This window comes from Streptobacillus notomytis (assembly GCF_001902585.1).
Lineage (GTDB): Bacteria > Fusobacteriota > Fusobacteriia > Fusobacteriales > Leptotrichiaceae > Streptobacillus > Streptobacillus notomytis.
Window position 1 is genome coordinate 1 of sequence record NZ_LKKV01000104.1, and the last position, 12620, is coordinate 12620.

Below are 12620 nucleotides of genomic sequence, written 5' to 3' on the forward strand. Positions count from 1 at the left end.
AGAAGAAAACATAAGCTTATAATTCTTTAATTTTTAAATCCCCATATGGGGATTTTTTTAATGTTGACAAAAATATATTTAAAAAGTATTATATTAGTATATGAAATGAATGGAGTAAATAGTGAATATTAAGGAAATAGTGGAAGAAGTAGTAGATACATGTAGAACTAATGATCCTATTAGTATAGCTAAGAAATATAATATAGAAGTTTTGTATAGAGATTTGGGTAATATCAAAGGATTTTTTAAGAAAATAAATAATGTTAAGTTTATTGCTATAAATGATAATTTATCTGAATTTATGGAAAAAATGGTACTTGCACATGAATTAGGTCATGCATTTCTTCATAATGACGATGCTATTGAATTTAAAGAAAATTTTATTAATGCTTCATCTTTTTTAGAAAAAGAAGCTAATACTTTTGCAGCATATTTACTTTTTGGATATTTAAATGAAGAAGAATTAGAATATTTCATGATAAATGATGAGGAAGAAAGAATATATAGATATCTAAAAGGATTGATAAAATAAAAATGCGTATTAAAAGCCTATATTTTAAACGCATTTTTTTTATTTATTAATCTACTAAAGTTGATAATAATTCAGCCATTTCTTCTATTGCTTTTTCAGCACTTGGACCTTCAGCTGATACTATTACTTCAGCGTCTTTTTTTATACCTAGAGATAAAATTTTTACTAAAGAATCAGCCTTTGCTTCTTTTCCGTTGTAAGATAACATTATTTGAGTTCCATCTTCTTTAAATTCTTTAGCCTTTTTAACTATAACTGAACCTGGTCTTGTATGTATACCAGTTTCATTAATAATTGTTACTGTTTTTGACATTTCTTACTCCTCCTAGAACTTTATATATGATAGATTTTACACTACATTTTGATGTTTGTCAACCTTTAAATTCTTACAGTTTTAATTCATAATCTATATTTTCAAGAAGGTCTTTGTTGCTTGAATATCTCTTAATTAAATCCATTAAAAATTTAAGAGCTTCCGCTTCATTTAATTTTAATAAAAATTTTCTTAATTTAAGTATTGCATCAAATTCTCTTTTAGAATAAAGTAATTCTTCTTTTCTAGTACCACTTTTTAATATATCAACTGCTGGGAAAAGTCTTAATTGTTGAAGGGCTCTATCTAGAACCAATTCCATATTTCCTGTTCCTTTAAATTCCTCAAAAATAACTTCATCCATACGACTTCCAGTTTCTATTAAAGCTGTTGCAAGTATAGTTAAACTTCCACCACCTTTAATTTTTCTAGCAGCTCCTAAAAATTTCTTAGGCATATATAATGATTTAGGATCTATACCACCTGATAAAAGTTTACCACTTGAAGGCATTTCTATATTGTATGATCTTGCAAGCCTTGTTAAACTATCCATTAAAATAACAATATTGTTTCCTTTTTCTATTTCTCTTTTTGCAGCTTCTAATACTTTTTCGGTAACACTTAAATGTACAGAAGTATTTTCATCAAATGTTGCAGCAAATATTTCTGCATTTTTTACATTTTCTTTAATATCTGTAACTTCTTCTGGTCTTTCATCTATTAGTATTATCCAAACCTGTACATCTTTATTATATTTCAATATATCATTAGCAAGGTCTGAAAGTATAGTAGTTTTACCTGCTTTAGGAGGAGCAACTATTAGACCTCTTTGACCTTTTCCAATAGGTGCAACTAAGTCAATTATTCTTGAAGAAATTGTTCCTTCACTTAATTCTAATCTTTCTACAGGGTATGATGGTGTTAAATCATCGAAAATAGGTCTTTGACGACTTAATTCACCTTTTTCACCATTAACATATATTAATTTCAATAATCCGAAGTTTTTTTCATCATTTAGTGGTTTTCTTACTTCACCAACTATTACATCTCCTTGTCTTAAACCGAATTTTTTGATTTGAGAATTAGAGACATATACATCAGTATTTTGAGGAGTATTTCTTAAAAAACCATATGTTTCATTTATGATATCTAGCTCACCATATGAATAGATTAAACCTTGTTCTGTTGCAATACTGTAGCATAATCTATTTAATAATTCCATTTTAGGAATAGTAGAATATCCATCTATTTTATGTTCTTTTGCAAGTTTTCTTAGATTGGTAAGAGTAAAATTACCTAATTCATCTAAAATATTATTTTCCATTGTTATTCCTTTCTTATTTATGAAATCCAAGATCAGCTGGATTAATATCACCAGAAACATATAATATTTTTCCACCGTTATTTTCAAATTCTTTTCTTAACTCGACTACTTTTTTAATTAAATTTATAGTATCTGTATCAATATTTTCTTCTTTATATCTTCCTAATGACCAAAAATCTATAATTAATTTAGAATCACCACATATTTTTTTTACATTATATTTTAATGCATATTTTAATGCTATAAATAATCCTGTTAATTCTCCGAAATTATTGGTTCTATTGTTGTTTAAAAAGTAATTTCCATATGAATTTATTTTTTCATGTGGCATTATGAAAGGTAGAAGTGAATCACCGTAAACATCAGATACTTTAACTTCAACTATAGTATTTCTACCAGTACCAGAGTCAAAGTATATAGCATCTTTGTGTAATTCAGATGTTGATTTTGATTTTGGAGTGTATAAAGCACCGTCTTCAAGCCATTTTTTAGCTTCTTTTTCATTTTCGAATTTTTTAAATCTAGCATTTTTACCTTTTGTAAGACTTTGACATTCAGTCCATGTTTTTACGATGCCAGATTTTTTTTCTTCTTCTATATAATATGCATAAACCATATTTATTCCATATCTATAATATCAACTACATTAAAGTTAGCTGATTTTACATAGTATTTAATCATTTCATTTGATGTAAAATTATTTAAAGAAAGTGTTATAGAATTGTTATCTAAATCTGCTTCCAAATCTTCAATTTCTGTAAGACCTAAAAGTATAGTAGAAATTTGTTTTACTTGTTTAATATCATTTAAATTTTCTAGTAATATTTTCTTTTTCATATTATATACACCTCTTTTATCATTTATACACTAATTATATCAAAAACACTAGTTAAAGTAAAGAAAAGAGCAAATAAAAAGTTGTGGAAATCCCACAACTTTTACTATTATATTTTGTATTTAGCCCTAATTTTATTTTTATAAATATCTGCTTGAGTACCATATATTAATTGTATACCATTTCCAGATCTTATTACACCCTTAGCTTTTAATGATTTCCATATTTCATCATCACTAACATTTTTAGGTTCTTTTACTGTAACCCTAAGTCTTGTAATACAAGCATCTATATGTTCTATATTTTCAATACCACCAAGGTTATTAACTATTTCATCTATTATAAGGGTATCTTCTTTTGTCGCGTTATAATCAGCTCTTGAATATAGTTTATTTTCTGCCCCTTCTCTACCAGGAGTAGCAAAGTTAAATTTGATGATTATATACTTAAACACGAAATAGTAGATAACAGAATAAATAGGTCCTAAAATTAATATCCATTGATAAGATGTTTTAGCTGGTCCTTGTAATAATGCAAAGAATGTGAAATCTATAATTCCACGAGAGAAAGTAATTCCAACTGCAACATTTAAAACATACATTAAGAAATATGCTAAACCTTCAAGTAAAGCATGTATTACATAAAGCACAGGTGCCACAAATAAGAAAGTAAATTCAATTGGTTCAGTAATACCTGTTAAAAATGATGTTAATGCTGCTGATAGAAGAATACCTTTAACTAATTTTTTGTTTTTATCTTGAGCAGTATGATACATAGCTAATGCAGCTGCAGGTAATCCAAACATCATAGGTAAGAATCCACCTGTCATAGTCTTTGTTGCAGCGGAGCTAAAGTGAGATATAGTTTTATCTGCAAGTTGTGCAAAGAATATATTTTGTCCTCCAGCAACCATAACTCCAGCAACTTCTTCATATCCTCCAAGTTGAGTATACCAGAATAATGGATATATTGCATGATGTAATCCAAAAATATTTAATAATCTCATAGTAGCACCATAGAAGAATGTACCTATAGCACCTGTAGCAGCAAATAATTCTCCTGCTTTAACTATTAAAAGGAATAAGCTTGGCCAAATAAATGGAAAAATTGCAGCTATAGGTATGAATATTAATATAGTTATAACTGGGATTAATCTATTTCCACTAAAGAAAGCTAAATAATCTGGTAATTTTTTATCTGAAAATTTATTAGTAATTATTGCAGAAGTAATACCTGTTACTATACCTCCAAAAACACCTGTTTGTAATGTAAAGATACCAAGTTCTTTAGCATAAAGAGCAACAGTACCTCTTGCAGCTGATTCTGATAATCCTGTTTCAAGTAATGCAGAAAAAGTTACTTTATCAGGTGTAATACCTTTAAAAGTTAAAATAGTATTTATAATAGTATGGAATAATAGAAAACCAAGTACAGCAGAAAGTGCTGCAGTTTCTTTGTTTTTATTAGCCATACCTATTGCAACTCCTACTGCAAATAGTAAAGGTAAGTTAGCAAATACAAATAATCCGATGTTAAAAAATAGTTGCATTAAATAATTTAGTGGCATTCCAGGTGCAAGAAAAGTAAGGTTGTATGTATCTATTAATACAGGATTAGTAAATGATCCACCTATTCCTAATAATATACCTGCCATTGGTAATACAGCTATAGGCAACATAAATGCTCTACCTATTTTCTGTAAAATTGAAAAAAAGTTATTTTTCATTTTTTGTCATCCTTTCTTTATTGTTGTATATAAATTAGTATATAATGATAAGAAAATTTAGTCAATAATTTAGATATTGACTAAATATGTTCGGGGAAAATTATTTATGGACTAATCTTTTATTATATCTTATTTAACTTTTTATATGAAATCTTCTATATTTTTAGAAAAAAATTATAAAAATATCAAATCTTAATTCTATTTTAAAACTTATACTATGTTTAGAGGATTTATTTTATTTGTTTATAGTATTTTAACTATTTTAAGTTCTTTACAAATTAATTTGGAATTATCTTTTAATTCTTGACAGATTTATAATATAAGTGTGGTTGTGTTTGAAAAAACAATATTACTTAAGTGTAAAGAAATAATTGGAAATTATATTTCAGAATGTTATGATGACACGAATGTTACAAATAATACAAATTGTATTGTGGAATCTATAAATAAAAAATAGTTATATTAATTTAAAAATTGCTGTTAATGATTTTTCATTATACAGCAATTTTTTATAATCCTTCTAAGATAATCCAACAATATTTCCTTTTTCATCTATATCTATATGTTCAGCAGCTGGAAATTTAGGAAGACCAGGCATATCTAATATGTCTCCAGCCATTACTACTAAAAATCCTGCACCTGCTGAAACATTTATATCTGTAACTTTAAATACAAAATCTTTTGGTTTACCTAATAATTTTGGATCATCAGATATTGAAGCAGCAGTTTTAGACATACAAATAGGTAAATTTGCAAATCCCTTTTTGGTAAATAATTTTATTTTTTCTGAGGCAAGTTCAGAATATTCTATATCACTTGCACCGTATATTTCTTTACATATAATCTCAATTTTTTCTTCTATACTTTTATCTAAGCTATAAAGATGTTCAAATACTGAATTTACACTTTCTGAAGGTATTTCTTCAACATAATCTAATACTTCAACTATTTCTTTTACTAGATCTTCAGCACCTATTCCACCCTTTGAATGTATATCTATAGGTACTGCTACAATGCCTTTAGTTAAAGTGAAATCTTTTATTATTTTTATTTCTTCTGCTGTATCATCAGTAAATTTGTTAATAGCTACTGTTATAGGTAAGTTGAATTTTTTAAGGTTTTCTATATGTTTATCTAAATTTTCTAATCCTTCTTCAAGATTTCCATTTCCGTGATGTTTTAAAGCCCTTACAGTTGCAACTAATACAACCATATCAGGAGTTATAGATGCTTTTCTACATTTAATATCAAAGAATTTTTCAGCCCCTAAATCAGCAGCAAATCCAGCTTCAGTTACAGTATAATCTGAAAGTTTTAAAGCTAGTTTTGTCGCAAGTACTGAATTGCAACCATGTGCAATATTTGCAAATGGACCACCATGTATTATTACTGGAGTATTTTCAGTAGTTTGTACTAAGTTTGGTTTTATAGCCTCTTTTAACAATACTGCAGCAGATCCATGTACCTTTAAATCTCTTGCATATATGAAATCTCCATGTATGTTTTTAGCTATAATAATATTTCCTATTTTTTCTTTTAAATCATGTAAATTTTCAGCAAGGCATAATATAGCCATGATTTCACTTGCAACTGTTATTTTAAAAGAAGCCTCACGTATAGGACCATTAATTTTACCACCTTTACCTACAGTGATATTTCTAAGAGCCCTATCATTCATATCTAATACTCTTTTAAAATATATGTTATCTAAATCTAGTTCTAATTCATTTCCTCTGTTTAAATGATTATCTATCATAGCTGCTATTAAATTATTAGCAGATGTAATAGCATGAAAATCACCTGTAAAGTGTAGGTTTATATCTTCCATAGGTAATACTTGTGAATAACCTCCACCAGTAGCTCCACCTTTAAGACCAAATACAGGACCAAGAGATGGTTCTCTTAATGCTGCTATTGAAGAATAACCTAATTTATTAAACCCTTGTGTTAGACCAACAGAAACTGTGGTTTTCCCTTCTCCGTATGGAGTAGGTGTTATAGCTGTAACTAAAATTAATTTACCATTAGCCTTAGATTCTAATCTTTTAAGGATATCTAAATTTAATTTAGCCTTATATTTTCCATAAAATTCTATGTCATTTTCTACACCTATTTTTTTTGCGATTTCTTCAATAGGAAGTAATTTTGAATTTTGTGCAATTTCTATATCTGTCATTTGAACACCACCTTATTTAATTTTCCTAATTCTATCATATTTATTTTAAAAAGTCTAATTTGAAAATAGTCTTTTGTGGTTTGATTTTATGTATAGTTTATGTTAAAATAAATGTGGTAGCATAAGGGGGAAAAGTGAGGGAAATTGATTTACTTGAGAATTTAATTAGCTTGGTTGAAAATAGAAAAAAAGCAAAAATTCAAGCAAGTGAAATTATTGAAAAATATGGAAGTATTTCTAATGTTTTAAGAGAAGATTTTAAGGTTTTTGAAAATATGAATATTTTATCTAAAAAAACTTTAGAAATTTTAAAAAATATTAATTTGATATATAAGCATATGTTATTTAATGAATGCTTTGGTGAAGAAAAAAGAATTAGCTGTTTTGAAGATTTAATGAAATATTTAAAATTTCAATATGTGGATATGGAAAGGGAAGTATTTAAAGTCCTATATTTTAACACCAAAAACATTTTAATTAAAGATGAAGATATTTTTTATGGTACCATAGATAGAAGTATAGTATATATTAGAGAAATAATTAAAAATATATTGAAGTATAATGCAAAGTCAATTATTGTAGTTCATAATCATCCTAGTGGGAATTTAGAACCATCTAATGATGATAGATGTTTGACTAGAAATATGTTAAAAGTTTTAAAATTCATAGATGTAAGATTATCTGATCATATTATTATTTCAAATAAAGGATATTATAGTTTTTTTGAAAATGGACAAATTTAAGAAAGAGGTTAAAATGAATATTGTTAATATTAGATTTAGAAAGACAAAAAAAGTTTACCCTTTTTATATAGAAAAAGTTAATGAGTATAATAAAGGGGACTATGTAATAGTTGAAACTATTAGAGGAGATCAAATAGGTGTAGTATTAGGAGAAAATAAGTTAAATAATGTTAATTTTGAATTAGAAGAAGACGATTTGAAAATAAGGAAGGTTAAAAGAAAATTAACAGATAAAGAAATAGGAGAATTAGATATTTTAGATGAGAAGGCTAAAGAAGCCTATTTTATATGTAAAGAAATAGTAAAAAGAGTATTGCCTGAAATGAATTTAGTTATAGGGGAATATATGTTTGGTGGAGAAAAGTTAATATTTTACTTCACTGCTGATGGAAGATTAGATTTTAGGGATTTAGTTAAGGAAGTAAATAAGGCATTTAACAAAAGAGTAGAATTTTATCAGATTAAGTATAATGATGAGGGTAGAATCCTTAATGCCTTTGGGAAATATGGACGTGAAATATACTGGTAATATGACACACTATTTAGAAAGTGTGAACTTAAAATTAAATTGTGGTCAAGGGGCATTAAATATTACTACAGATGCCTTAGATCTAATAGAATTTATTAAAGATAATTTAGTTAATATAAATGAAAGTGGAAATGTTCTTGATATAGGTGCTGGAATAGGAACACTTACTTTTATGTTATATAAACATAAAAATTTCACAGAATTTCATGCAGTTGAAATACAAAAAAAAGTGTATGATATATTACTTTCTAATATTTCTTTAAATAATATGTCGGTTAAGGCATATAATGTGGATATAAAAGAATTTTATGTACCATTTAAATTTAAATACATAATATCAAATCCACCATTTTATAAAACTAATAGTGGATATATGCCAAAAGATGAAATTATGAAAATTTCAAAATTTGAAGTTTGTTTAAAAATATCAGATTTACTTGATGTTGTAAATAATTTATTAGATGATGGTGGATATTTTTTCTTAATACTTCCTATTGAAAGAGATGATGAATTAAGAAAGTATAGTAGATTTATTATTGAAAATTTTAAAAAACATTCAAGAGGTAAAAAGATTTTCATAAGTTATCTTTTAAGAAAGGCTAGAAATGATTAATGAATATGGGGAATTAGTAGAAGTTTTAATGGATGATAGAATTAAGGTTGAGAGAATAACATCTAATTCTAATACAACAGACATTATGATTTCTGATATAGATGAATATGTATATATTCTTGAGGGTTCTGCAATACTTTTAATAGATGATAAAGAGATTTTGTTATATAAAGATTCAGGATTTTTTATACCTAAAAATACAGAACATAAAGTGGCATACACTAGTTTTAATTGTAAGTGGTTGTGTATTTTTTTAAAGGAGTAGTATGATAGTAGGATTAACAGGATCTATAGGAGTAGGAAAAAGTAAAATATTCGGTTTTATTAAAGATATAATGAAAGATGAGGCTAAATATGTAGATGCAGATTTAATAACATCTGAATTATACAATGTTGAATCTGTAAAAGAAAAGCTTTATTCTATGTTTGGAACATATGAGAAAAATAAGTTATCTAAGATAGTATTTTCAGATTTAAAGAAACTTTCTATGCTTAATGAATATATGCATAAAATAATTATTGAAAAATTAAAAAACGAGATTTTAAGTTGTGACAAAAAATATATGTTTTTAGATGTACCCTTAATATATGAACTAAACCTTGAGTATCTTTTTGATAAGATAATAGTTGTATATACTCCTAAAAACATTCAGATTGAAAGAATAATGAGAAGAAATAATCTATCATATGAGGAGACTGTTTCACGTATAGAAAAACAAATAGATATAGAAATAAAAAAAGAAAAAGCAGATTATATAATAGATAATTCAGGGAACATAGAAATAAGTTATGTAAACACTTTAGATGTTTTAATGAAATTAAGAAAAGAGGTAACAAATGGAAATAAAGAGTGCTGAATATTCAAGAAGTTGTATTAAAATTTCAGATTATCCTGAAAAAATGAATAATACAGAAATTGCATTTGTGGGTAGATCTAATGTAGGTAAGTCATCTTTAATAAATACCATAGTTAAAAGAAAAAATTTAGCCAGAACAAGTAAAACTCCTGGTAGAACTAAACTAGTGAATTTTTTTTTAATAAATAAAGATAGATATTTTGTTGATCTTCCTGGCTATGGATTTGCTAAGGTACCAGCAAATATTAAAAAAAATTGGGGAAATATAATATCAGAGTATTTAAATTCTGAAAGAAAAAAAGTAGTTTTTGTTCTGTTAGATATTAGACGTATACCTAGTGGAGAAGATATAGAAATGCTTAAGTATCTAGAGTATTATAATATAGAATATTATATAATATTTACTAAATGTGATAAATTATCAAATAATGAAAAATTTAAGCAATTAAAGGAAATTAAGAAAAAATTAGAGTTTAATAATGAAGATGTATTTTTTCATTCATCATTAAAGAATACTGGGACAGTTGAAATACTAGATTTTATTGACAAATTATAAGGAGTGATAGAAATGATGTTATTGGTAATTTTAGGATTGGTTGTTTTAATATTTTTATGGGCTATGGGTGTGTATAATAACTATATTAGTTTAGATACAGAAAATCAAACAGCATTTAGTAATATAGGGACGTTTCTACAAAAAAGATTAGATTTAATACCTAATTTAGTTGAAACAGTCAAAGGATATGCTAAACATGAAAACACTACTTTACAAAATGTTATTGAAGCAAGAAGTAGAATGCTTAAACTTGATTTAAATGATATTAATAATTTAGAAGTAATTAGAAAAATGGAAAATGAATTAACAAAAACTTTAAAATCTATTATGGCTTTAAGTGAATCATATCCAGATCTTAAAGCAAATGTTAGTTTTTTAGAATTACAAAAATCATTAACTGATATTGAAAATCAAATAGAGGGTGCAAGAAGATACTATAACGCTACTGTTGGAGAGTTAAATAGTTTTGTTAGAAAATTTCCAACTATGTTACTTGCAGGTATATTTAAATTTAGAAATGCTGAATACTTTAAAGAAGATGTTGAAGCTAAAAGTGCACCAAAAGTGAGTTTTTAATATGAAAAAAATATTATTTTTTCTCTATTTTTTAATTTCTATATTTACTTTTTCTTTTGAGAGTATATCTAATTTTGAAATGGATATATTAGTTAATCCAAATGGAGTATTAGATATAACGGAAAGAATAACATATATTACAGATATTGAAATGAAAAGAGGAATTTATAGAATAATTCCTTTTAAATATGATAATGGGTCATACTTAAAATTTGAAGATAGAATTAAAATAGAGGATTTTAATGTTAAATATATAGACTTTGATAATGAAGTAGGACTACATAGTGAGATAGATGAAAATGTTATATCTTATAGACTTGGAAAGAAAAATGTATATTTACCAAGTAATAAGAATATTAATTATGAGATTAAATATAAGGTATATAATGTTATAAGAAGTAAGGGTAATATTAATCAAATATATTTCAATGCTTTAGGAAATTATTGGAATATGCCTGTTGAAAAATTTAAATTAACTATTACAGGAATTAAAGGAAATATCGAAGTATTTACAGGGTATGTTGGTGAGACTAATAAAGATTATCAAATAACTGAATTAGAAAAAGGTTATGAAATTAATACTGTTCGTGTAAGTAATACAGGAGAAGGACTATCATTTTTACTAAATTCAGATAGTTTTGAATACTCAAGTTTTGATTTATGGTATAATAGAGCTAAGGCTTACCCTTTAATAATAGTCGTATTATTAACTATTTTACCTATTATGCTACTTAATATTTCTATATTTAAATTTAAAAAAAGAAATAAATTTAATAAAGCAATAATGGTAGAATATCTTGTTCCTGATATTTCGGCTTTAATAGCTAAAAGAATGGTAAGAAGAAATACATATTCTACTGACTTTTTAGTAGTATTATTCATGTTAATGCAAAAAGGAATAATTAAATTAAGAGAAAAAAATCCTGAACATGATTTTGATGAGGAATATGTAGTTAGATTTGGTGATAAGATTAAATCTAAAAGAAAAGATTTTAATGATTACGTTGAAAAACAATATTATGTTGACATGAATGTATATGAGTGTATGCAAGACATTTTGTATAAAGAAGAAAATATATTTTTAAATAGGACTATACTTTATAAAAATGATATATTTAAATCAAAAAAAACTATAGCATTGGTTGAAGATGATTTAAAACAATATTTTGATGAGAAATACTATACTGAATATGAAATATCAGTATTAAAATATTTAAATATTATATTAATTATGTCTTTTTTTGTAATAGGAAGTATAGTAGTATTTATTGGAAAGAATGTTTTTTCAGAAATACAAATGTTATTAGTATTAGGAGCAATGTTTTTTATTACATTTATGAATGCTATAACAGTTAAAAGATATACTAAAATTTATGAAAAAAATTATACAAAAGTAAAAGGATTTGAGAAATTTTTACAAAAAACAGAAGTAGAAAAACTTAAACATTTTAAAACAGAAGAAGAGGTAATAGCATATTTTAAACAAATTCTTCCATTTGCTATAGCATTTGGATTACAGAATCAATATTTAAAAATGTTAGATAATGTAGTTTCTAGACTATTATTAGATATTGAAAAAATACATGATAACTTATATTATTCTCATATTGTTAATATTATGTACTATAATAGAATAATAAATAAAAGTATAGAAACAGAAATTAATAACAACAATAGTTATGGTGGAAATTCAAAATTTTCAGGAGGATTTTCTTCTTCAGGTTCATCAGGTGGTGGATTTGGAGGAGGAGGGGGAAGAAGTTGGTAATAAAATTGGAGGCATTTAGAAATATTTGCCTCCTTTTTATAATCTAAGTAATGTTGACAAAATATATGGGGG

General features: G+C 25.7%; 15 protein-coding genes. 9 read left to right on the plus strand and 6 right to left on the minus strand.

Annotation, left to right across the window (positions count from 1 at the left end):
* Window positions 1-121: 121 nt before the first annotated feature.
* Window positions 122-532, plus strand: a complete 411-nt coding sequence (locus tag BUE91_RS05335) for an ImmA/IrrE family metallo-endopeptidase (RefSeq protein ID WP_066901188.1) — start codon at window positions 122-124, stop codon at window positions 530-532.
* A 46-nt stretch (window positions 533-578) separates the two neighbouring features.
* Here BUE91_RS05335 and BUE91_RS05340 read toward each other — a convergent pair whose 3' ends face one another.
* From BUE91_RS05340 to BUE91_RS05370, 6 genes are all read right to left on the minus strand, one after another.
* Complete coding sequence (locus BUE91_RS05340) at window positions 579-845, minus strand: HPr family phosphocarrier protein (RefSeq protein ID WP_012858303.1); 267 nt, start codon at window positions 843-845, stop codon at window positions 579-581.
* 73 nt (window positions 846-918) lie between these two features.
* Window positions 919-2169, minus strand: coding sequence for a transcription termination factor Rho (gene rho, locus BUE91_RS05345; protein ID WP_073508196.1), 1251 nt, complete (start codon window positions 2167-2169; stop codon window positions 919-921).
* Between the two features lie 13 nt (window positions 2170-2182).
* The gene (locus BUE91_RS05350) at window positions 2183-2785 is read right to left on the minus strand and encodes a ribonuclease H family protein (protein WP_073508186.1); all 603 of its coding nucleotides are present in this window, start codon (window positions 2783-2785) and stop codon (window positions 2183-2185) included.
* A 2-nt stretch (window positions 2786-2787) separates the two neighbouring features.
* Complete coding sequence (locus BUE91_RS05355) at window positions 2788-3006, minus strand: hypothetical protein (RefSeq protein WP_066901192.1); 219 nt, start codon at window positions 3004-3006, stop codon at window positions 2788-2790.
* 107 nt (window positions 3007-3113) lie between these two features.
* Window positions 3114-4730 carry a PTS transporter subunit EIIC gene (locus tag BUE91_RS05360; RefSeq protein WP_073508187.1) on the minus strand — a complete coding sequence of 539 codons (1617 nt, stop codon included), beginning with the start codon at window positions 4728-4730 and terminating at the stop codon, window positions 3114-3116.
* A 520-nt stretch (window positions 4731-5250) separates the two neighbouring features.
* Window positions 5251-6906, minus strand: coding sequence for a formate--tetrahydrofolate ligase (locus BUE91_RS05370; RefSeq protein WP_073508188.1), 1656 nt, complete (start codon window positions 6904-6906; stop codon window positions 5251-5253).
* A 134-nt stretch (window positions 6907-7040) separates the two neighbouring features.
* Here BUE91_RS05370 and BUE91_RS05375 point away from each other — a divergent pair, with 134 nt between their 5' ends.
* From BUE91_RS05375 to BUE91_RS05410, 8 genes are read left to right on the plus strand one after another with little or no spacing between them, the layout of a single operon-like run.
* Window positions 7041-7649, plus strand: a complete 609-nt coding sequence (locus tag BUE91_RS05375; protein ID WP_073508189.1) for a JAB domain-containing protein — start codon at window positions 7041-7043, stop codon at window positions 7647-7649.
* A 13-nt stretch (window positions 7650-7662) separates the two neighbouring features.
* Window positions 7663-8178 carry a PSP1 family protein gene (gene ricT, locus BUE91_RS05380; RefSeq protein ID WP_073508190.1) on the plus strand — a complete coding sequence of 172 codons (516 nt, stop codon included), beginning with the start codon at window positions 7663-7665 and terminating at the stop codon, window positions 8176-8178.
* Complete coding sequence (locus BUE91_RS05385; protein WP_180370687.1) at window positions 8156-8791, plus strand: methyltransferase; 636 nt, start codon at window positions 8156-8158, stop codon at window positions 8789-8791. Before ricT ends, BUE91_RS05385 begins: the two co-directional genes overlap by 23 nt.
* Window positions 8784-9056, plus strand: a complete 273-nt coding sequence (locus BUE91_RS05390; protein WP_073508192.1) for a cupin domain-containing protein — start codon at window positions 8784-8786, stop codon at window positions 9054-9056. Before BUE91_RS05385 ends, BUE91_RS05390 begins: the two co-directional genes overlap by 8 nt.
* A gap of 1 nt (window position 9057) precedes the next feature.
* The gene (gene coaE / locus BUE91_RS05395) at window positions 9058-9648 is read left to right on the plus strand and encodes a dephospho-CoA kinase (protein WP_066901206.1); all 591 of its coding nucleotides are present in this window, start codon (window positions 9058-9060) and stop codon (window positions 9646-9648) included.
* A complete protein-coding gene (gene yihA / locus BUE91_RS05400; protein ID WP_073508193.1) occupies window positions 9629-10204 on the plus strand; it encodes a ribosome biogenesis GTP-binding protein YihA/YsxC in 576 nt (191 codons plus the stop codon). Before coaE ends, yihA begins: the two co-directional genes overlap by 20 nt.
* A gap of 12 nt (window positions 10205-10216) precedes the next feature.
* Window positions 10217-10780 carry a LemA family protein gene (locus tag BUE91_RS05405; protein ID WP_073508194.1) on the plus strand — a complete coding sequence of 188 codons (564 nt, stop codon included), beginning with the start codon at window positions 10217-10219 and terminating at the stop codon, window positions 10778-10780.
* A 1-nt stretch (window position 10781) separates the two neighbouring features.
* The gene (locus BUE91_RS05410) at window positions 10782-12548 is read left to right on the plus strand and encodes a DUF2207 domain-containing protein (protein ID WP_073508195.1); all 1767 of its coding nucleotides are present in this window, start codon (window positions 10782-10784) and stop codon (window positions 12546-12548) included.
* Window positions 12549-12620: the final 72 nt, after the last annotated feature.